The following is a 20,715-nucleotide window of genomic DNA, read 5'->3' on the forward strand; positions in this document are numbered from 1 at the left end:
ATTCAAATTATTTTCAATACTTTCTGAAAATTTAATCTTATCCTCTGTAATCTTCTGTTCATATTCCGTTCATATTTCTTTTTTATGATGAGTGCATAGAAAGAAAGAGGAAGGAGCGAGCGAAATGTTTTTAGCTCTGCGTGAATTAAAACAATCAAAATTAAGATACGGATTAATCGGACTGATTATGGTGTTATTATCATTTTTAGTTCTTGTTATTTCAGGATTAGCAAATGGATTATCATATGATAATGCTTCATCGATTCAAAATATGGAGGCAAATAAGTTCGTCTTAGCAGATGATGCGGAAAATAAATTACTTCGTTCACAAATTAAGAAAGACGATGTAGATAACGTAGTCAATCAAGTAGGCGAGAAAGAGGCGGTACCGTTTCGTGTGAAAGTTTCAACGTATGAAAAGAAAGACAGTTCGAAAAAAGTGGATGTTGCTATTTTCTCAAGTGAACGCGATTCATTTTTAGAACCGAAAATTGTAAAAGGTGAGAAATTAGGTACAGCAAACAACGAAATGGTTGCTGATGAATCAATTAAAGAAAAAGGAATCGATATTGGAGATACAATTATCGATCCTGTTTCAAAGAAAGAATTTAAAATCGTTGGATTTACGAAAGATCAAATGTTTAGCCATACACCAGTCGTTTATGTAAATGAAGACGTATGGGGTGCTATTTCACAACCAAACCAAAAAGATTATAGTGCAATTGCGCTGAATACAGATAAAGACATTAAAAATGCACATGTTATCGACAAAAAAGAAGTATTACAAAGTATTCCAGGATTTAAAGAAGAGCAAGGAACATTAACGATGATTATTGCGTTCTTACTTGTTATCGCTGCGTTACTAATCGGTGTATTCTTCTACGTCATTACACTGCAAAAAACACAGCAATTAGGTGTATTAAAAGCAATCGGTACAAAGAACTCTTATTTAGCAAATAGCTTAGTCGTACAGGCGTTATTCTTATCAGTTGTGGCGATGGTAATCAGCATTGTTCTTGTACAAGGATTAGAACAAATTTTACCAGCAGGTATGCCGTTCTTATTAACAACACCGATGATTGCACAATATGCAGCAATCTTTATCGTCATTAGTATTTTAGGAACACTGATTTCGTTATATCAAGTATTAAAAGTTGATGCATTAGAAGCAATTGGAGGCGGGATGTAATGACTTCATTATTAAAATTAGACAAAGTAAGTAAAGTGTACGGAGAAGGGAATACGGAAGTAACAGCCCTTCATCCGATGTCGCTTGATGTGAAAGCTGGAGAGTTTATCGGAATCGTCGGTCCTTCGGGATCAGGGAAAAGTACATTATTATCAATCGCGGGTGCTTTATTATCACCATCAAAAGGGGATATTTACATTCGTGAGCAAAATATTACGAAGTTATCAGAAAAGGAAATGACAGACATTCGTTTGAAAAAAATCGGTTTCATTTTCCAATTCGCAAATCTTGTTCCATATTTAAATGTAAAAGAACAATTACTTTACATTGCTAAGCTGAAAAAAGAAAACAAACAAGAATCTGAAAAGCGCGCGGATCACTTATTAGCAGCATTTGGATTAGGAGAAAGAAAAAATCATTATCCAAATCAACTATCTGGTGGAGAAAAACAAAGGGTAGCAATCGCTCGCGCGTTCATGAACAACCCAGATTTAATATTAGCGGATGAACCAACGGCAAGCTTAGACTCAAAACGCGCACGTGAAGTTGTAGAAATGATGAAACGTGAAGTGAAAGAAAGTCAAAAAGCAGCAATTATGATTACGCATGATGAAAGAATGCTTGATGTATGTGATCGTATATTGACGCTTAGAGATGGGAAGTTAATATAAAGAAAAAGGACAATCGCACATAAATGTGCGGTTGTCCTTTTTATAAAATATAGTTATAAGGGCCTTATTTTGAGAATAACGCTTTAATTTTATTTCGTGTTACTAATAAAACGCCGCCTAAGACAGATAACATACCTAAAGCCATATTGTTTGATTGCTCACTACCAGCGTTAGGAAGTTCTCTAGTGTTATTGTTTGTGTTTGTAGTACCAGTCTTTGTTTCAGTTTGTTTCGATTGAGATACTTCATTAATTTTGTTATCTACATTTTGCTTCGTTGTATGTACCTCAGCTAATTTGTCATCAATTTTTTTCTCAGTATGTTTAAAGTCGTTAATTTTAATATCTAAGTCTTGTTTTTTCTTTGTTAAATCGTCTGAAACAGTTTGTTTCGCTTGTTTCATTTCGTTAATTTTATTTAGTAAATCTTGTCTAGTTTCTTGTAATTCAGCTAGTTTGTTTTTTACATCTTGTTTAGCTAGTTCTAAGTTAGCGGAAAGACTATCTAAATTACCTTTAATTTTCTTAAGTTCCTCTAACGTGTTCCCAGTATTCGGCTTATTTTCTTTTAGTTCAGCAAGTTTGTCCTCAGCAGTTTGTTTTGCTTTCTTTAACTCAGCTAATTTTTCATCTACCTGTTTTTTAACTTCCTTAAGTTCATTAACCTTTTGATCGATATTTTCTTTATGTTGTTTAATTTCATTCACTTTTTCATCGACAGTTTGTTTATGTTCTTTAATCTCATTAACCTTATTATCGATATTTTGCTTATGTTCTTTCACTTCAGCAACTTTATCTTCTACTTGTTTTTTATGCTCTTTAATTTCAGCGATTTTATCTTCGGCGATTTGCTTGTCTTGCTGAAGTTTTGCATCTAACTCTTGTTTACGTTGTTTCATTTCGTTAATTTTTTCATCAGCAACTTGTTTACGCTCATGTAGTTCATTAACCTTCGTATCAACATTTTCCTTAACTTGGTTAAGTTCATTCAACTTTTGATTCACGTTTTCTTTGTGTTGCTGCAATTTCGCATCTAACTCTTGTCTATGTTGCTTAATTTCAGCTAATCGATCTCCCGTACTTTGCTGAGGAGTAGCATCAGTTACTTCTGCATGAGCAGAGTTTGCGCCAGCAATCATTGCTAAAGCTAGTGTAGACGCAGCGATTGTTTGTTTTGTTTTCATATTTTTATACCTCTTTTCTTTCATATGCATGAACTGTTTTGTGTAAAATTGAGCATATAGAAGTAGATTATCTTATCATTATATACCATGTACGATGTCTAGAGGAAGTATTTGCATAATAATCTATCATTATGTAATACTTATAGTCTATTATTTTTGGGTAGGGGAGAGATCTTTAGCTAGATGAACAATTTCTTCTATAGTAGAGTTTACATCCTTACGATTACGAATAACAAACAAATAATCAGCCTCGTTTTCTATAGGATTTACCACATCTTCGTGAAGTGATTCAGACTGTTGTCGATCGAGTACTTCTTTAAAACTAGAATAACCACCTCTAAAAATATTGGTACTTCGCGTGCTTCGAGCTACTCTTTCGTAAAGGACATCATCTGGAATATCAAAATGAACGAGTATGCGTACATAGTCATCTTTCTGAAACAATTCATTGAGTAAATACATCCTGCCGTTTCGACTTCTATTTGAGTTGCAAATAATAAGGTGTAAACTCGTATGTTCTTTTGCATAATCAACAATGAATTTCGAAAGACCGTGCTTAAATGTATTAGTGCCTTCATCCGGCTGTAATTTTTCGTAATGTGTGTTGATAAATTCAGCTTGGTTATCTTGATCCATAACGAAAGAGTTGGGTAACTCTTTTTCTAGTTCTTTAGCAAATGTAGTTTTTCCACTGTGTGTTTTTCCTACGGTAATGATCACTAATCGTTTCATATTGGCCTCCATATGTATTGTTATCATTTGGGATATTCGGTGTGAATCGACAATTTTCCTGCCAGAGAATATACAAAGTTTCGGAGTGCTAGTAGGCTGAAAACTTGACAAAAAAACTTATTTATGCTATAATTTACCAATGTGAAAATAAAGTGTATAATAGGGTTCTCCTGGCCAGGGGAACCCTATTTTTGTTGTGAAAATGAAGGAGAGTGTATGTGCGTGAAACAAGGTGAAGCAAGTGTAACGTCGTTAGTATCAGCATTCGGAAGGGCGTATCATAGTGAATTTGATCGTCCTAAAATCTTTGATGATTATGTAGCTAAAGATTTTATTTCACAAAAAGAACGTAACGATATTGAAACGAATATGGTTCAAGGGATCCGTTTTTTCAATACAGACATTGCTGAGCGGTTTCGAGATAATCCGAAAGAAATATTAAAATGGATTACACAAGTTCAATTATCACCAACACCTTTGGCACGCGCAGCATATTGTGAAAGAGTATTACTACATGAAATTGCATTAGGTGCAAAGCAATACATCATACTCGGTGCGGGCTTAGACACATTTAGTTTTAGACATCGAGAATTAGAAAATAAAATTGAAATATTTGAAGTGGATCACCCTTATACGCAAGCGTTTAAAATACAAAGAGTGAAAGAAATAGAGTATGAAATTCCAAACAACCTTCATTTTATTTCGATGGATTTCACTAAAGATTTCTCGAAGCAAAAATTAGTAAATGAAGGATTTGAAAATAAAAAGACTTTCTTTAGCCTATTAGGTGTTACGTACTATTTAACGAAGGAGGAGCTTTCTAGTTTAATAAAAAATTTATTCGAGATGGTTCCAGAGGGGAGCTCTATCGTATTCGATTATCCGGATGAAAACTTATTTACAGAAAAGGGACTGTCCAATCGAGTTGAAAATATGGTAAAAATGGCTGCAGTAGGTGGAGAACCGATGAAATCGTGTTTTTCGTATACCGAAATGGAAGCACTGTTAGAGAAGGCGGGCTTACTCATTTATGAGCATTTATCGCCAGAAGACATAAATACATTATATTTTGAAGGACGAAACGATTATTTAAAAGCTTTTGAGACGGTACATTATGTGCATGCGGTGAAGAAGTAGAGGCTTAGTAGGCATGGGGAGGAATCTCTGTGTCTTTTTTTGTGGGAGAACAAGGGGGAAATATTAACTAGGAAGGGAAATTCGATAATGTAAAGAATATGAAGTATGAATGTAATAAATTAAGTAGTATGCTAAAGGAGAACGTAATGTACACAATTGGACAAGTCGCGAAATTTTTAGGTGTATCTAGGGATACTTTGAAGTTTTATGAGGAAAAGGATTTGGTCAAGCCGAAGCAAAATGTTGAAAATGGATATAGAAAATATAATCATTTTGATATATATGATATAACAACGGTCAATTTCTATAGGGAAATGGATATCGAAATAAAAAAAATTCAGGAATTAAGAAAAAGTAAGAGTATAGAGGGAATAAAATCATTGTTGGAAGAGAAAGAACAAGAAGTTTTAGAGGAGATAGAATATAAAAAGCTTCTTTTAAAAAAGGTTCAAATTGTACAAGAAGATTGTGAAAAAATAAAGAAATTTTTAGGGGAATACGTAATAAAAGAAATGAAACCTTTAGAAGTAAAAGGAGAAATAGAGCATTTTACTGCGTATGATGAATATGAATCTTTGAAAAAGAATACGGATAGTTTAAAAAAAGCAGTTACTTTAACATCTTTACGAAGAGTTATAAGTTTTAATAAAGAAGGTATTATAGAAGATAAATTTATAATCGTAAGAAAAGTAGAAGACTTTGATAAAGAATTAGAAGGGGAAATTCTATCGCATCCAAAATGTATTTATACAGTTATTGAAGATGGAAGATGGTCAACTGGTGGAAAAAGTATTGATTATAATGTGGAATCCAGTTTAAGAAAAGCAGCGATAGAACAAGGGTATGAACTTTTTGGTCTAGTGTATATAAATATATTACTTACCACATATGAAGAGGAACTTGAACGTATATTTTTAGAAATTTATGCACCTGTAAAATAATGCAGACATGTATTGACCTGTGAGTAACCCCCAGGTTTAAGCTGAAAGTATCTGTAAATATAAATACTATTATGTTTACGAAATACTTAGTTTGAAATGGGGATTGTGCATGAATAGAGAAAAGAAACTAACAAAACCAGTAGCGAGTTTTATTGTATTAACCAATATCATTTTTTTGCCGCTTTTCTTGCTTGTAGGTGCTATAAGTATGTTGGAATTTCCTACATGGATTTTTGATGTAATGTTTTGTATATCGTCTTGGTCCTCAACTTTTGCTTTTGCCGTACTATTTAAAAAAATCTATCCAGGGCAGAGCTTTATACAATTTGTAAAAGACAAGTTCAAAAATAAACTTAAAGTTTCTGTAATACTTGTTGTGAGTGTGATTCAAACTTTCATATTTTTAATGATTTTATTTGTCGTGTCTAAAAATAGTGAAGTAGACTCTATTTTTACTGTCACTTCACGGGGAATGCTAATCTATTTCTTTGTTAAAAACTTTCTTGCGGGGCCATTGGGAGAAGAGATAGGATGGAGAGGTTTTGCACAAATTGAACTCCAAAAGAGGTATTCACCATTAATAGCTTCGCTAATTATAGGGTTTTGGTGGGGAATGTGGCACCTACCTATTTGGTTTACTACAGGATTTGTAGGCATGGACCTAATTAAATATATTCTATTTTTTATGATCTCTATCATATCTATAAAAATCGTTATGACTGCATTTTATAATTTAAATCAGAATTTAATTATCCCAATCATCATTCATCAATTTTTTAATTTCTTTATTGGGATTATAAAAGGAAACTTAAACGATTTAATTATGTATAACGCGATTTTTTATTTAGTAGTTGCAGTTTTTCTGATTATTATAAATCCAAAGAGGGCTCTGTATGGAGCGGAAGATATAAATAGCAGGAATGGAAAGTATTATAGGACATAGTGATGCATTTATGAAAGACAAGGAAAGCAAATTTAGTGATGGTAGATATGTTTGTTTTATGCAGTATCACTTAAAGCTCCGCCAATTTAATTATATAAATTATTTTTTTATGGAAACAAAAAGGGAAAAGAAGATGTTGAAATGAGTTGTATGTACACTCCATATGTGTATATTTGCTGCTCAATAAACGATCCTCTCACGTAAGTTTATACCACATTTTCACTTTTATTTACAAAAAATACTATTAAATATTTTCGGATAATTGTTATAATATAATTAAATTGTTATAAAAGTTTTTTTCTAGAGTATGTATTTGAAGAATTCTCATGCAAAAAGAGCAAGTTCTCAAGTAGAGAGCTTGCTCTTTTTTGAAGAGAAATATGATTAGAAGTACATAAGGGGATAGCAGGATTTTATAAAAATACTTTCTGTATGTATCCACAACAATGTTTAGATGTATCTGATTTTTAAATTTATAAAAAGATTAAGAGGCGATAGAGAATGAAAAGGTATATTAGTATAAAAGGAATTGGCACATATCTTCCAAAACGAAAGGTAGATTCTTTTGAAATAGATCGTATGCTACATGTGCCAGAAGGCTGGACATTAAAAAAAGCTGGGGTAAAAACAAGATATTTTGTTGATGGGGAAACGTCTTCTTATATGGGGGCAGAAGCTGCAAAAAAAGCTGTAGAAGATGCGAAGTTAACTTGGGATGATATCGATTGTATTATTTGCGGAAGCGGAACGATTCAACAAGCGATTCCTTCTACAGCATCACTTATTCAAGAACAGCTCGGGCTACAGCATTCTGGTATTCCATGTTTTGATATCAATTCAACATGTCTAAGTTTCATAACAGCACTTGATACAATTTCTTACGCAATGGAATGCGGGAGATACAAAAATGTTGTTATTATTTCTTCTGAAATTTCTTCTGTTGGATTAAATTGGGGACAAAATGAAAGCAGTATTTTATTCGGTGACGGTGCGGCAGCTGTTGTTATAACAAAAGGCGATCATACATCTTCTATTATTGCTTCCCATATGGAAACATATAGCTCTGGTGCGCATTTATCAGAAATTCGTGGCGGTGGAACGATGATTCATCCTCGCGAGTATAGTGAGGAACGAAAAGAAGACTTCTTGTTCGATATGAATGGAAGAGCCATTTTTAAACTATCTTCTAAGTATTTGTTGAAGTTTATTGACAGGCTACTTATGGATACTGGTTATACGCTAGCCGATATTGATTTAATTGTTCCTCACCAAGCAAGTGGACCAGCTATGAGACTCATTCGTAAAAAATTAGGGGTTGATGAAGAACGCTTTATGACCATTTTTGAAGACTACGGTAATATGATTTCCGCATCTATTCCAGTCGCTCTTTTCGAGGCGATTAAGCAAAAGAAAGTGCAACGTGGAAATAAAATACTACTATTAGGTACTTCTGCAGGACTTTCAATCGGGGGCATCCTTCTTGAATACTAAGAAAACAGTATTAATTACAGGGGCACGTGCACCAGCAACTCTGCATGTATGCAGACTGTTTCATAACGCTGGACATACCGTTATTATTGCAGATAGTATTCCGTATCCATTAAGTAAAGTTTCAAAGAGTACGGATTACTTTTATGAAATTCCTTCTCCAAAGTGGAAAACAAAAGAAAGTATCCGTGCGCTACTATCCATTATTAAACGTCACAATGTGGATTTGCTTATTCCTACTTGTGAAGAAGTGTTTTATATATCTAAATATAGAGAAGAATTAAGCGCATTTTGCCATGTATTAGTAGATGATTTTCAAAAGCTATCATTACTGCATAATAAGTGGGAATTTATTCAGTTCGTAGCGAATTTAGGGTGGCAAGTACCTGCAACATATAGAATAGATGATGAAGAAGCGATACGTTCAATGATGCACAAAACGCCAGCTCATACTCCTTTTGTACGAAAGCCGATTTTCTCCCGTTTTTCTGATAAAGTGGAATTTATTACAAAAGAGGATGCTCTAAAAGAAAGCATGATAGATAAGTCGAATTATATTATGCAAGAGTTTATACGAGGAACGCAGCATTGTTCTTACAGTATCGCACAATCTGGGGAAGTATTAGCTCACGCTACGTATAAAACGGAATTTACGGCAGGCTTAGGTGCTACCATTGCGTTTCAGCATATGAATCAACCTAAAATTGATCAGTTTGTGAGACATATTGTAAAAGAGCTAAATTTCTCAGGACAAATTGCTTTTGATTTTATCGTTACAGAGGATGGAGATGTGATTCCGATTGAATGTAATCCACGTACTACAAGTGGATTACATTTATTCGATGAGGAAATATTGCCGGCCTTCTTTCATGAAAAGGTAAACAATACACTCATTCCAAGACCAAACTCTGAGTGTGCAATTCGGTTAGCGATGCTTCTATATGGATTTCCTTATTTAAAAAGTAAACAAAAACGTAAGCGATGGTTAAAAGTTCTATGCTCTTATCCAGATATCGTTTATCGCCACAATGATTGGAAACCATTTTTTTATCAGTTTTTTAGCATGTATAAATTGTGGCGTGAAAGTTATAAACAGGAACGGACTATTTTAGAACAAACAACATATGACATATCGTGGGATGGTGAAGATTTATGAAAATGCTAGTAACTGGTGGAACGGGCTTTCTAGGACAAAAACTCGCCTTTCGACTGAAAAATATGGGCCATGAAGTAACGGCAACGGGAAGAAATAAAACAATCGGTAAGGTATTAGAACAAAATGGAATTGAGTTTGTTCATTGTCCTCTTGAAGACAGGGATCGTGTGCTACAAGTTTGTAAAGGTAAAGATTACATCTTTCATAGCGGCGCACTTTCTTCCCCTTGGGGCAAATATGAAGATTTTTATAATGCGAATGTGTTAGGAACGAAACATATTATCGAGGGGTGTCAAAAGTACAGTATAAAACGCCTGATCCACGTATCAACACCAAGTATTTATTTCTATTATGATGAGCGACAAAATGTAGTTGAAAACGCGAAACTTCCTGATACATTTGTAAATCATTATGCAACAACGAAGCACATGGCTGAACAAGCTATTGATCAAGCTTTCGCGCATGGTTTACCAGTTATCACAATACGCCCGCGCGCTTTATTCGGACCAGGAGATAATGCGATTCTTCCGCGTCTTATTAAAGTATGTGAAAAGGGTGCTTTACCGAGAATTGGTACTGAAGATGTTCTTGTTGATATTACGTATGTTGAGAATGTTGTAGATGCTTTACTTCTTTGTATGCATTCCCCAAAACATACATTAGGGCAAAAGTACAATATAACAAATGACGAGCGTGTAAATTTATATGAGGTTATAGAAAATGTAATGAAGCGTCTTGATAAGGAAGTAAAATATAAAAAAATTTCCTACAAAACCGCTTTTTCACTAGCTGCTATACTAGAAGGAATCTCAAAAACTATTTTATTCGGAAAAGAACCTATTCTCACAAAATATACTGTTAGTGTCCTTTCAAAAAGCCAGACATTAAATATTGATAAAGCTAAAGAAGAACTAGAATATGCTCCAAAGATCAGTATAGAAGAAGGAATTACAAAATTTGTAGACTGGTGGAAAATACAATGAAAATCAAATCTTTAAAGCTATATGATACAGGATATTGCACACATCCAGAAAAAATTGCATACTCCAAGGGCAGTTGGAAACAAATATGCTTTCCTGCTACAGTAGGGTTACTCGAGCATCCAGTATTAGGATATATTTTATTTGATACTGGATATGCGGGACATTTTAAAGAGGCGACAAAAAAATTCCCTTACTCTGTATATGCAAAACTTACGCCTGTTCATTTTACGGAAGAGCAATCTATTAAAGAGCAACTTCTTCTTGATGGTATTCAGCCAGAAGAAATTAAATATATTATTCTATCTCATTTTCATGGCGATCATACAGCTGGTTTACCTGACTTTCCAAAAGCGAAAATATTAACCTTCGCAAAAGCTTATGAGGATATTAAAAAGAGAAGTAAATTTGGTGCTCTATTAAAAGGGTGTCTAAAAGATACACTGCCGGTGGATTTAGAGAAGAGGATGTCATTCATTGATCAAACTCCACCGCAAAACTTACCTTCTACATATGGAAAGTTTGAAGAGGGGTATGATGTATTTGATGATGGCTCATTATTTGCTGTTGACTTAACAGGACATGCAATTGGTCAATTTGGTATATTCGTCCATTTGCAGAGTAATAAAATTGTTTTTCTTTGTGCAGACGCAGTGTGGCTAAGTAAAACGTATCAAAACCTTGTATTTCCTAGTAAGATTGCCAACCTTTTAACGAGCGATCCAAAATCTTACCGAAAGAATATTGAGAAGTTACACCATTTATCACAAACATCACCTGAGATTGAAATTGTACCAACTCATTGTGAACATACATGGGATAAAATTAAAGCAGGGGTGTACTATGAATAAACTACGAATTCTCAAGCAATACTTGAAAACAAAATATGGCTCGAGATTTTCAAATCGTAAACAGTTGGAACAGTTTCATAAACAACAAATAGAAAAACATCTTTTGTTTACGATAGAGGCGTCTCCTTTTTATCGCCAATTATATACGCCGTTTTCAAATGAAATTCAAAAGGGGAATTTGGCTGCGCTTCCTATTATTGATAAAGAAGTAATGATGGAACATTTTGATACATTAAATACAGCCCATATTTCAAAGGAAGAAGCGTTTCATGTAGCATTTGAAGCAGAAAAGACCCGGAATTTCTCACCAACCATTCGTAATATAACTGTCGGTTTATCATCAGGTACTAGTGGAAATCGTGGGGTTTTTCTCGTTTCTGAGGAAGAACAAACGTTGTGGGCTGGCTCGATTATTGGAAAGGTGCTTCCTTCTAGCATTCTACATAAACACACGATTGCTTTTTTCTTACGTGCAAATAGCAATTTATACGAAGCGACAAAAAATAAGCGAATCTCATTTCATTTTTTTGATTTACTAGATTCGTTTCAGCAGCATATCACGCGATTAAATGAAATACAGCCCTCTATTTTAATTGCACCCCCGTCTATGTTACGGAACATTGCTGACTGGCAGCAAGAAGGACTCATTACGATTTGTCCTAAGAAAATTATCTCTGTAGCAGAAGTGCTTGAAGATATTGATAGAGAGTTTATTTGTGCAACTTTTAAGCAAACAGTACACCAAGTTTACCAATGTACAGAAGGTTTTCTTGCTACCACCTGCAAGCAGGGGACGTTACACATTAATGAAGATCTCGTTCATATTGAAAAAGAATACTTAGATCAAGAGAAAGGGATATTCGTTCCCATTATTACTGATTTCATGAGGAAAACACAGCCGATTATACGCTATCGTCTCAATGACATATTAATTGAGAAGAAAACGCCGTGCAGCTGTGGTTCACCTTTTTTAGCGCTAGAACGAATTGATGGTCGATGTGACGATATATTTATTGGAATAAGTGAATTGGATAATAAAGAAATATCTATTTTTCCAGATTTCATTAGAAGAGCAATTTTGTTTGCATCTAGTGATATTCAAGAATTTAAAGTAATACAGCATAGCGTAGACAAAATTGAAATTAAACTTAAAGCACTACCTGAAAATCTGGAATTATGTAAATCAAATGTAATGAAAGAGTTACATACACTATGGTCTACTAAAAAGTGTGCGATACCACATTTTTTCTTTTCCCATTACGATATTCAAGTATATGATAAAAAATTAAAAAGAATAGAAAGTCTTGTAAGGCGTGGTGAACATAAATGATTCAGTTACACGATGTTCATTCCTTGCATAGCATTGATTGGGAATCAAAAAAAGATGGGGCATATGTGCGAGATAGTTTCCTGCCTCTTTTTCAAAAGGGCGTTACAGCATGTATTGAAAATGTTAACACGGAGCTCTTTCTATTAGAAATCGATGATCTCATCTTGCCAGTTACTCTTAATAACGCAGAGTTCGAAAATTCATATGTATGTTCTCCTTATACACATTACGTATCTTATGCGTTAGAAGAGCTATGGGAGTTGAAAAAACCGTGGCTAGAGAAGCTATTAACCTATCCGATTCATCTTATGGGAAGTTGGCTACGACAAACGAATATTAATAAAGTAATTGTCGTAAATAATTGGATGCTTTCAACAAACCTTTATCACTCTATCAACGAACGACAAATCGAACAAATTACAAATCTATTTGTTGAGAAATTTCCAGAGCATACAATTTTATTTCGCTCTTTAAATAATGCATTATATCCTGTAACGACAGAAGCACTATCTACAGTAGGTTACAAGAAAATTATGTCTCGTTCTATATACTTATTTGATCCGAAACACTATAAAAAAATGAATCGAAAAAAACGAAAAGACTTATTAAACGATAAAAGCTTATTAGAGAAAAGCAATTATGAAATCATTACGAATGAAGAATTAACAAAGGAGGATATTTTACAAATTTCCCATTTATACAACCAACTATATATCGAAAAATATTCCGCCCATAACCCAATGTTTACACCCGCTTATTTATGGAATGCTCTTCAGCATCGTTTATTTGAGATAAAGGCCATAAAAAAAGGGGATACAATTGATGGTGTTATTGCTTATTTTATTCGGGATGGAGTTATGACAACGCCGATCCTTGGCTATAATACAAACTCTGACCAGCAACAAGGTTTATACCGTATACTTTCCCTCCTTATTACAATGGATTCTATCGAAAAAGATTTAATTTGCCATTGTAGTGCTGGGGCTGGAGAGTTCAAACGAAATCGTGGTGCAACACAGGAGATTGAATACAGTTATGTATATAACGATCATCTACCACCTAGCCAACAAAAGGTATGGAAAGTATTAATGTGGATATTAAATACATATATAGAACCGATGGCAAAAAAACATCGCTTTTAAACAAAAAGACTTTTAGGATTGCTTGTTACCTGGAACTCTTTATTTAAGTGTAGCTGCACTACCTATGTTATGGGGTTTATATAGTATATTTTTAATAATTTATTTTATATGTATCGTTTGGATGAAAGAGAGAAGTGCTTAAAAGAGTAGTTCTCTTTTTTCAGTTTTTGAAACGGAAATGAAAGGGTGAGAGGTGTAGTGAAGCAGAGATTATCGAAATTAGCAGATGTACTAGTCAATCATTAAATTAGAAGTAATAAAAAACAATGTATGAAACGAAAAGATTTAACATCAAAATTTACATTTATGTAATGTTAAAAGCTATAAAGCTAGATTGGCGTAAATCGCTAATTGTGGTTTGCAAAAAACGACAAAATCTCTTAAAAAACACTTAACTTTTAACGTCATCTATCTTTACAATCCCTCCCTATAATGTGAATTGGACAAGCACCTAAGAGCAAGCAGAACATGTCAGTTTATACATTCTATTATTAGGGGGAGAATTTGTATGAAAAAGGCAGTTGCTTCGTTAGCTGTTATGGCGGCATTATTACCGACATTTTCAGTACATGCGGAAGGGAAAGAGCAAACCCGAAAATCAGCTACAACTTTTAACGTTATTAGTGATATTCAAGGGGATTTAGGAGACTTTGATCATGTGTTAAAAGATATGAACAAAGTGACGCCACTTTCTAGAGCGCTTATTATGAATGGGGATATAACGCCAACGGGACAACAATCACAATACGATGATGTGAAGCGTGTGTTAAACAAAAATAAGCACCCAGAAAATGTATGGTCAACTGTTGGGAATCATGAGTTTTACGCTGGTAAATGGACAGCTGATGGAAAGCTCTCTCAAAATACATGGCCAAATGGTGTAACGGAAGAAACGCTATTTAACCGCTACTTACAATTTAGCGGGCAAGAAAAGGTATATCATAAAAAAGAATTAGACGGTTATCCGCTTTTATTTTTAGGAACTGAAAAATATATGAAATACCACGATTCAAAAATGTGGGATGAAGTATTTATGAGTGATGAGCAATTAGGTTGGTTAAAACAAAATTTAGAAGAGTACAGTCAAAAAGATAAAAATAAGCCAATCTTCATTTTCTCTCATCACGTTTTACCTGATACAGTATCTGGATCGAGACAATCACCGTATTTAAATGACTATTTAAACGTGGATAAATTGTACGATATATTAAAAGACTATCCGCAAGTTGTTTTCTTCACGAGTCATACGCATTGGGATTTAAACTTACCAGACTGGGCTGGTAAAAAGAAAATTGCAGGCGGAGATGAAAAAGGATTTACAGTTGTAAATACGGGTGGGATTGAAACAGGCTGGATGTCAGCTGGACCAAATGGCGGAGAGAAGACTGCTCCAGATGGATATTCATTTAAACAAGGATTACAAGTGAAAGCATATGGTAACGATGTAATGGTAACAGCTTACGATTATAAACGTGATAAGGATATAAAGAAGCTATTAATTAGTGATGCGAAAGTCGCACAAATGGCACCAAATGTAACAGCTGACGATAGTAAAAATGTAATTGTCGGTGCAACGGAATATATGGAGTACTCTGTAGAAGGAACGAGTGAGTGGAATACGTATAATCCAGGAAACCCACCAAAATTTGATGGGAACAAGACTGTATACGTACGCCATAAAGGTGAAATGAATTTAGAGCCAGGATTAACACAGCTTCTTCGGTTTTCGGCAAATAAGTGATTAGTAAGGGCCTACTTTTTAATAAGTGGGCTCTTTTGTGTTGTCGTTTTTTATCGGTAAGTCGATATATTTCAAGTTATGGACGATATATTTGAAAAAATCGTTCATATAAACTTCATGTACCGAAATAAAGTGAAAGTTATTAATGTAATTTCACGTACCGTATTGAGGTTAAAATTATTAATACAATTCCATTCACAAAAACCAAATTCCAACACATTTTTCACCCAGAAAGATGACTTCAACATTTTTACATGTAATAATAGTATCGTTACATACATTGTGAAAGAAGTACAAAAGGAGCGTTATTAATGAATTTAGCTAAATTCCCGAGAAAAAAATATACAGAGTCATATACTCCAATTGAAAAATTAAACAATTTTTCTGAAGCACTTGGTGGGCCGACTATTTATTTTAAACGAGATGATTTACTTGGTTTAACAGCTGGTGGTAATAAGACGAGAAAGTTAGAGTTTCTAGTTGCAGATGCACAGGCAAAAGGTGCAGATACGTTAATTACAGCTGGTGGTATTCAGTCAAATCATTGCCGTCTAACACTTGCAGCTGCGGTAAAAGAAAAAATGAAATGTATTCTTGTATTAGAAGAAGGGCTTGAGCCAGAAGAGAAGCCAGACTTTAACGGAAACTATTTCTTATATCATTTACTAGGTGCTGAAAATGTAATTGTTGTACCAAACGGAGCAGATCTTATGGAAGAGATGCATAAAGTAGCGAAAGAAGTAAGTGAAAAAGGTAATACACCATATGTCATACCAGTTGGTGGATCAAATCCTACTGGTGCAATGGGATACGTTGCTTGTGCGCAAGAAATTATGGCACAATCATTTGACCAAGGAATTGATTTCAGTACAGTTGTTTGTGTAAGTGGTAGTGCTGGTATGCACGCTGGTTTAATTACTGGTTTTGCTGGAACACAAAGTCACATTCCTGTAATCGGAATCAACGTAAGTAGAGGAAAAGCAGAACAAGAAGAGAAAGTAGCAAAACTTGTAGAGGAAACGTCAGCTCACGTTGGTATTCCGAACTTTATCCCGCGCGAAGCTGTTACATGCTTTGATGAATATGTAGGACCAGGTTACGCGTTACCAACACCAGAAATGGTGGAAGCAGTTCAATTACTTGCGAAAACTGAAGGTATTTTACTCGATCCAGTATATACAGGTAAAGCAGTAGCGGGACTAATCGACTTAATTAAAAAAGGTACATTTAATAAAGAAGACAACATTTTATTCGTACATTCAGGTGGTTCACCAGCGTTATATGCGAATACATCTTTATTTGCGTAAGTGTAAAAAAGCATTGGGTATCCAATGCTTTTTTGTTATATACTGGAATTATTATGAAATGAGAAGGGAGATTATATGAGTTCAAATGTAAAATGAATCATATATACGGTACTTAGCATTTCTATGTTACTAATTTTATTTGTGGCTTATGGAGTTTATTTATATTTCAATTAAGTGAAATGGTAACCAAACCAAAGGAAAAATAAAATAATTGCGATGTTAAATAGAGTAAAACATAAACCGATAATGGCTAAAGTTTTTTTCTCAGATTGGCTGCAAAAAGAGATGACCGCTAATAGAATCGCTATAACAGCGGAAGCTAATATGAAGTAGGCGAAAGGCACGACATATTCTACTCCAACTCTGTCTAAAATAGGTGAGAATAGAAAGAGATTAATAGTAACGAATATACTTACAATGAGAAACGTATAACTTTTCCAAGTGTATGTTTGTAACTGCATGGAACGATACTCCTTTCTCTTTATTATTTATATTTTTAAGTTTAAATTAATTACCTTTATTTTACAAATTAAAATATTTTGTATTGAAAAAAGGGTATGGATATGAAAATTAGAAATTGGTCTCTAGTCTTTATTGCGATCTGTATACTCATAATAACCGGCTGTTCAAATATATCAGGCAATGAAGATCAAAGAATCCAAGTGCAAAAACATATTGGTGATAATGAATATGAAGATTTTAAGGTAGTGAAAGATAATAATGAAGTGTTGCAAGTAAAGAAAATATTAAATGATATTACTTTTGAAAATAAAAAAGTGGAAATGTCTCGTCCAGCTGATTATCACTTTATTTTTCAATTTAAAAATCCGAAAATAGAGGCGAAAGCTGTGTCGTATCAAATTTGGGTAAGCCCTAATAAGGATAAAATAGAAATCAAGAAGGGGGATAATCGGTACGCTCAATTAGAAGGGAAACATGCAGCCACTTTGTTTCAGATTGTTACAGGGGAGAAACTAGTTGAATAAACGTATATAGGGTTATAGGAACTCAGCTCGTATTTTTCATTTTGGAGATAATTAGTATTCAACAAAAATAGCTATCTTTTTATATTGGAATAAATATTGAGAATCGGATAAAATGGAAATTGGACATTGACTTGATGAGCATGAGGTGCTCCGCTTATAAGCAGATTAATGAACATTAAGGTGTCCATTAATCCGCCATTGAATAATAATGCTAGGAAATATATTGTTTTTACAAAGATTCGATGTTATGTTTAATTTTCTCAATATAATATTTTCCTTATATAGGAGTGGCTATTTGAAGAAGTTAATATTATTAGTTTTATTAGCTACATGCTGTCTCACCATTGCAGGATGTTCTAATAATAGGATTACACCAAAGAATGATTCTAAAACTTCAACACCTGAAAAGGTTAATCGTATTAATAAAGCGTGGTACAAACATATATAATAGTTTTAAAGAAACTTGAAATTGTTGATGATAAAGGTCATAAGGTGAAATTTGTTAGGCCGATAGTAGAGGCTGTGAAACCGGGTAAAAAGCGGGAAGCATAGCTCGCATTTAAATTAATAAAATATTCACACAAAAGAGTCTACATGTAGGCCATTTTTTGTGGATATTTTTCATAGATAAAAGACATTCTAATGTGCCTGCCTCTAACTTTAACCTTCTAAAAATTATTTTACTAGGTTAAAATGTTTATAGAGAGTATCGCCCTTCAAAATTCAGTGAATGTGAGGGGCTCATAATAACTCGATTGGTGTGGGCCTTTTTCACTTTATCTACCATCTTTATATATCTTTCTATTAAAAAATCTAACTTTAATCGATTAAATGAAATGAAATCTGTTAAAAATAATGAAATTTCAGGAAAAATAAGGTACACTATTCAATGGTTTTGGTTTAAAATCGATTGACGTTAATGTATACGGGGGAAAGATTGATGAACAACAATACAGTAAATGAATCTGTTGAAGAAGTTGGGAAAAAACGGGTAAGATCAAAAAAACGCTTTACAAATTGGAAGCTAATCGTAGCGGGTGGCGGTTTCATTGCACTTCTTATTGGAGGAATGAGCTATTATCAAGCAACTCACTTCAATTCGAATGTTACGATTAACGATACAAAAGTCGGTGGTTTGAGCGCTGATCAGGCAATACAGGAATTAAAAACATCTGGACTAGCAAACAAAGTCTATATTGATCAACAACAAATTTTAGATGAACAAGATACAAAAACGGAACTGACGGAAAAAGACTTGCCACAAGTTAAGAAGCTATTAAAAAGTCAGTGGACATTTTTCCCTTCCACAAAGGAAAAAGATTATTCATTGCTACCGAAAGAAGCGGATCAGTATCGTAGTGAAACGATGAAAAAACTTGTAGAAGAAAAGCTTGTCTCTATGAATGAAAAATTAAAAGCGCCTCAAGATGCTATGGCTAAGCTCGAACAAGGAAAAGTTGTTATTGCGAAGAGCGTTGATGGAAAACAGTATGACGTTACGAATCTACTAAAAGATTACGACAAGCAGAAGCATAAAAGCGAAATTCATCTAAAGTCTGCATACATACAGCCTATTAAAGAAGACGATCCGATTATTAAAAAAGAAGAGAAAGCATTACAAAATCTTCTTACGCAGTCTGTTGATTATAAAGTGCAGGATGAAGTGTATTCATTAAAAGCGAAAGATTTAATTCAAAATGCTACTATGTCAAAGGATATGAAAGTAACAATCGATGCGAGCGAAATTAAGAATAAGGTTGCTGAAATTAATAAGGCTAAATCTACATTACATAAAGACTTCGCTTTTAAAACACATTCTGGCTCGGTTATTTCAGTAAAGGGACAAGGATACGGCTGGGCACTAGATGTGGAAAAAGAAACAAAACAAGTTCAACAAGCATTTGAAAAAGGCGAAAAATCGCTTTCTGCTTCTAATATTCACGGGAATGGTTGGGAGAAGGAAGGGATCGGCTATAAAACAACATCGAATAATGGCATCGGAGACACATATGCAGAAGTTTCCATTGCAGATCAACAAATTTGGATTTATAAAGATGGGAAATTAGTTGTCACAACAAATGTAGTAACTGGTAAACATAGCACGAGTGAAGATACATCACCAGGTGTGTGGTACGTTCTATATAAACGAACACCATACACGCTTAAAGGAAGTGCAGTAGGTAAAGCTGATTATGCAGTTAAAGTAGATTACTGGGTTCCATTCACAAATAGCGGTCAAGGATTCCATGATGCAGGCTGGCGAAAAGACTGGGGAAATAATGCTTATTTAACAGGAGGATCAGGCGGGTGTGTAAACCTTCTTCCTAACGTTGCAAAAACTGTGTATGATAGTTTGAACACATATGATCCAGTTATTGTTTACTAATAGCTATGTATTAAGACCATAAACGAATAAACAAAGCAAGAAATCTTACTTGATGTATATGAAAAAAAACCTCTTGAATTCGCATGCAAATTCAAGAGGTTTTTTTGTTTGAAAACAAGAGTTCATTGCTTATAAGAAACAAAGTAGAAAGAGATTGAGATGAAGAAACAGGTATTCAAATAGTCAATAAAATTGACATTGAATATCATTTTCACTTATTATAGAATCATTGCATTTAATTAGACATGACTTTTTTATTAATATAATAGATTTTTAATAAGGTGTCCCATTAAAGAATTTAAACGTAGGAAAGGGTAATATAAAAATGAACTGGAAAAAAGGCGGATTATGGATCATTATTTTTTTCATTGTAAAAGGTACGATTTCTACACTGTTAATCGTTACAGGTGCTAAATATTTTAATTTATCATTTATGCAACTTTTCGCACTAGTACTGATCTTATTACTGATTTCTCTCATAAGCCGAAAATTGCTGTATAAACATAAACAAAACAAAAAGCAAAAAGAGCTAAATATATAATAAAACCCCAG

Annotated in this window: 19 protein-coding genes; 16 read left to right on the top strand and 3 right to left on the bottom strand. The window is 33.9% G+C overall.

Annotated features, from left to right (window positions below; all coding sequences use genetic code 11):
• The first annotated feature begins 124 nt into the window (after positions 1 to 124).
• Together ACLBWW_RS18405 and ACLBWW_RS18410 are read left to right on the top strand one after the other, a co-directional pair.
• Positions 125 to 1,189: an ABC transporter permease gene (locus ACLBWW_RS18405; RefSeq protein WP_048544788.1), complete on the top strand. Its 1,065-nt coding sequence runs from the start codon at positions 125 to 127 to the stop codon at positions 1,187 to 1,189.
• A complete protein-coding gene (locus tag ACLBWW_RS18410; protein WP_000202604.1) occupies positions 1,189 to 1,860 on the top strand; it encodes an ABC transporter ATP-binding protein in 672 nt (223 codons plus the stop codon). The genes ACLBWW_RS18405 and ACLBWW_RS18410 overlap by 1 nt, the downstream gene beginning before the upstream one ends.
• Before the next feature lie 64 nt (positions 1,861 to 1,924).
• Here ACLBWW_RS18410 and ACLBWW_RS18415 read toward each other — a convergent pair whose 3' ends face one another.
• Positions 1,925 to 3,043 carry an LPXTG cell wall anchor domain-containing protein gene (locus tag ACLBWW_RS18415; RefSeq protein ID WP_447614159.1) on the bottom strand — a complete coding sequence of 373 codons (1,119 nt, stop codon included), beginning with the start codon at positions 3,041 to 3,043 and terminating at the stop codon, positions 1,925 to 1,927.
• A 150-nt stretch (positions 3,044 to 3,193) separates the two neighbouring features.
• On the bottom strand, positions 3,194 to 3,787 hold the full coding sequence (locus ACLBWW_RS18420; protein WP_141497595.1) for an ATP-binding protein: 594 nt from the start codon (positions 3,785 to 3,787) through the stop codon (positions 3,194 to 3,196).
• A 204-nt stretch (positions 3,788 to 3,991) separates the two neighbouring features.
• Between ACLBWW_RS18420 and ACLBWW_RS18425 the strand changes: the two genes are divergently transcribed.
• The 11 genes from ACLBWW_RS18425 to ACLBWW_RS18475 all read left to right on the top strand — a co-directional run bounded on the left by ACLBWW_RS18425 (position 3,992) and on the right by ACLBWW_RS18475 (position 16,791).
• The gene (locus ACLBWW_RS18425; RefSeq protein WP_098152505.1) at positions 3,992 to 4,912 is read left to right on the top strand and encodes a class I SAM-dependent methyltransferase; all 921 of its coding nucleotides are present in this window, start codon (positions 3,992 to 3,994) and stop codon (positions 4,910 to 4,912) included.
• Between the two features lie 146 nt (positions 4,913 to 5,058).
• Positions 5,059 to 5,853: a MerR family transcriptional regulator gene (locus ACLBWW_RS18430; RefSeq protein WP_098048348.1), complete on the top strand. Its 795-nt coding sequence runs from the start codon at positions 5,059 to 5,061 to the stop codon at positions 5,851 to 5,853.
• Between the two features lie 109 nt (positions 5,854 to 5,962).
• The gene (locus ACLBWW_RS18435) at positions 5,963 to 6,796 is read left to right on the top strand and encodes a CPBP family intramembrane glutamic endopeptidase (protein WP_048544795.1); all 834 of its coding nucleotides are present in this window, start codon (positions 5,963 to 5,965) and stop codon (positions 6,794 to 6,796) included.
• 501 nt (positions 6,797 to 7,297) lie between these two features.
• Positions 7,298 to 8,287 carry a beta-ketoacyl-ACP synthase III gene (locus tag ACLBWW_RS18440; RefSeq protein WP_048544797.1) on the top strand — a complete coding sequence of 330 codons (990 nt, stop codon included), beginning with the start codon at positions 7,298 to 7,300 and terminating at the stop codon, positions 8,285 to 8,287.
• Positions 8,277 to 9,440 carry an ATP-grasp domain-containing protein gene (locus ACLBWW_RS18445; protein ID WP_141500211.1) on the top strand — a complete coding sequence of 388 codons (1,164 nt, stop codon included), beginning with the start codon at positions 8,277 to 8,279 and terminating at the stop codon, positions 9,438 to 9,440. Before ACLBWW_RS18440 ends, ACLBWW_RS18445 begins: the two co-directional genes overlap by 11 nt.
• Positions 9,437 to 10,423: an NAD-dependent epimerase/dehydratase family protein gene (locus ACLBWW_RS18450; RefSeq protein WP_098132394.1), complete on the top strand. Its 987-nt coding sequence runs from the start codon at positions 9,437 to 9,439 to the stop codon at positions 10,421 to 10,423. The genes ACLBWW_RS18445 and ACLBWW_RS18450 overlap by 4 nt, the downstream gene beginning before the upstream one ends.
• Positions 10,420 to 11,271 carry an MBL fold metallo-hydrolase gene (locus ACLBWW_RS18455; RefSeq protein ID WP_098079600.1) on the top strand — a complete coding sequence of 284 codons (852 nt, stop codon included), beginning with the start codon at positions 10,420 to 10,422 and terminating at the stop codon, positions 11,269 to 11,271. The genes ACLBWW_RS18450 and ACLBWW_RS18455 overlap by 4 nt, the downstream gene beginning before the upstream one ends.
• Positions 11,264 to 12,601, top strand: coding sequence for a F390 synthetase-related protein (locus ACLBWW_RS18460; RefSeq protein WP_098152509.1), 1,338 nt, complete (start codon positions 11,264 to 11,266; stop codon positions 12,599 to 12,601). The genes ACLBWW_RS18455 and ACLBWW_RS18460 overlap by 8 nt, the downstream gene beginning before the upstream one ends.
• A complete protein-coding gene (locus ACLBWW_RS18465; RefSeq protein WP_098048352.1) occupies positions 12,598 to 13,743 on the top strand; it encodes a hypothetical protein in 1,146 nt (381 codons plus the stop codon). The genes ACLBWW_RS18460 and ACLBWW_RS18465 overlap by 4 nt, the downstream gene beginning before the upstream one ends.
• A 508-nt stretch (positions 13,744 to 14,251) precedes the next feature.
• Positions 14,252 to 15,484: a DUF4073 domain-containing protein gene (locus ACLBWW_RS18470; RefSeq protein ID WP_098048353.1), complete on the top strand. Its 1,233-nt coding sequence runs from the start codon at positions 14,252 to 14,254 to the stop codon at positions 15,482 to 15,484.
• A gap of 311 nt (positions 15,485 to 15,795) precedes the next feature.
• Positions 15,796 to 16,791 (top strand): D-cysteine desulfhydrase, encoded by a 996-nt coding sequence (locus tag ACLBWW_RS18475; protein WP_001046585.1) that lies wholly within the window; start codon positions 15,796 to 15,798, stop codon positions 16,789 to 16,791.
• Between the two features lie 170 nt (positions 16,792 to 16,961).
• On the opposite strand, the gene ACLBWW_RS18480 is transcribed toward ACLBWW_RS18475, so the two are convergent.
• Entirely contained in the window at positions 16,962 to 17,252 is a 291-nt protein-coding gene (locus tag ACLBWW_RS18480) for a hypothetical protein (protein WP_048544815.1), read from the bottom strand.
• Positions 17,253 to 17,354: 102 nt separating this feature from the next.
• On the opposite strand from ACLBWW_RS18480, the gene ACLBWW_RS18485 reads away from it, so the two are divergent.
• The 3 genes from ACLBWW_RS18485 (at position 17,355) to ACLBWW_RS18495 (ending at position 20,704) form a co-directional block, all read left to right on the top strand.
• Positions 17,355 to 17,777, top strand: a complete 423-nt coding sequence (locus tag ACLBWW_RS18485) for a hypothetical protein (RefSeq protein WP_098069109.1) — start codon at positions 17,355 to 17,357, stop codon at positions 17,775 to 17,777.
• A 940-nt stretch (positions 17,778 to 18,717) separates the two neighbouring features.
• Positions 18,718 to 20,163, top strand: coding sequence for a L,D-transpeptidase family protein (locus tag ACLBWW_RS18490; protein WP_098222048.1), 1,446 nt, complete (start codon positions 18,718 to 18,720; stop codon positions 20,161 to 20,163).
• A gap of 325 nt (positions 20,164 to 20,488) precedes the next feature.
• Positions 20,489 to 20,704: a hypothetical protein gene (locus ACLBWW_RS18495; RefSeq protein ID WP_001104093.1), complete on the top strand. Its 216-nt coding sequence runs from the start codon at positions 20,489 to 20,491 to the stop codon at positions 20,702 to 20,704.
• Positions 20,705 to 20,715: the final 11 nt, after the last annotated feature.

It is taken from the genome of Bacillus sp. M5A3_1b, from assembly GCF_053345335.1.

Excerpts from the sequence above, each read along its gene's own strand:
- ACLBWW_RS18425 (WP_098152505.1), top strand. The coding sequence starts at position 3,992 with ATGTGCGTGAAACAAGGTGAAGCAAGTGTAACGTCGTTAGTATCAGCA.
- ACLBWW_RS18490 (WP_098222048.1), top strand. The coding sequence starts at position 18,718 with ATGAACAACAATACAGTAAATGAATCTGTTGAAGAAGTTGGGAAAAAA.
- ACLBWW_RS18420 (WP_141497595.1), bottom strand. The coding sequence starts at position 3,787 with ATGGAGGCCAATATGAAACGATTAGTGATCATTACCGTAGGAAAAACA.
- ACLBWW_RS18450 (WP_098132394.1), top strand. The coding sequence starts at position 9,437 with ATGAAAATGCTAGTAACTGGTGGAACGGGCTTTCTAGGACAAAAACTC.
- ACLBWW_RS18460 (WP_098152509.1), top strand. The coding sequence starts at position 11,264 with ATGAATAAACTACGAATTCTCAAGCAATACTTGAAAACAAAATATGGC.
- ACLBWW_RS18410 (WP_000202604.1), top strand. The coding sequence starts at position 1,189 with ATGACTTCATTATTAAAATTAGACAAAGTAAGTAAAGTGTACGGAGAA.
- ACLBWW_RS18485 (WP_098069109.1), top strand. The coding sequence starts at position 17,355 with ATGAAAATTAGAAATTGGTCTCTAGTCTTTATTGCGATCTGTATACTC.
- ACLBWW_RS18480 (WP_048544815.1), bottom strand. The coding sequence starts at position 17,252 with ATGCAGTTACAAACATACACTTGGAAAAGTTATACGTTTCTCATTGTA.
- ACLBWW_RS18495 (WP_001104093.1), top strand. The coding sequence starts at position 20,489 with ATGAACTGGAAAAAAGGCGGATTATGGATCATTATTTTTTTCATTGTA.
- ACLBWW_RS18475 (WP_001046585.1), top strand. The coding sequence starts at position 15,796 with ATGAATTTAGCTAAATTCCCGAGAAAAAAATATACAGAGTCATATACT.
- ACLBWW_RS18440 (WP_048544797.1), top strand. The coding sequence starts at position 7,298 with ATGAAAAGGTATATTAGTATAAAAGGAATTGGCACATATCTTCCAAAA.
- ACLBWW_RS18455 (WP_098079600.1), top strand. The coding sequence starts at position 10,420 with ATGAAAATCAAATCTTTAAAGCTATATGATACAGGATATTGCACACAT.
- ACLBWW_RS18465 (WP_098048352.1), top strand. The coding sequence starts at position 12,598 with ATGATTCAGTTACACGATGTTCATTCCTTGCATAGCATTGATTGGGAA.
- ACLBWW_RS18415 (WP_447614159.1), bottom strand. The coding sequence starts at position 3,043 with ATGAAAACAAAACAAACAATCGCTGCGTCTACACTAGCTTTAGCAATG.
- ACLBWW_RS18435 (WP_048544795.1), top strand. The coding sequence starts at position 5,963 with ATGAATAGAGAAAAGAAACTAACAAAACCAGTAGCGAGTTTTATTGTA.
- ACLBWW_RS18405 (WP_048544788.1), top strand. The coding sequence starts at position 125 with ATGTTTTTAGCTCTGCGTGAATTAAAACAATCAAAATTAAGATACGGA.
- ACLBWW_RS18470 (WP_098048353.1), top strand. The coding sequence starts at position 14,252 with ATGAAAAAGGCAGTTGCTTCGTTAGCTGTTATGGCGGCATTATTACCG.
- ACLBWW_RS18430 (WP_098048348.1), top strand. The coding sequence starts at position 5,059 with ATGTACACAATTGGACAAGTCGCGAAATTTTTAGGTGTATCTAGGGAT.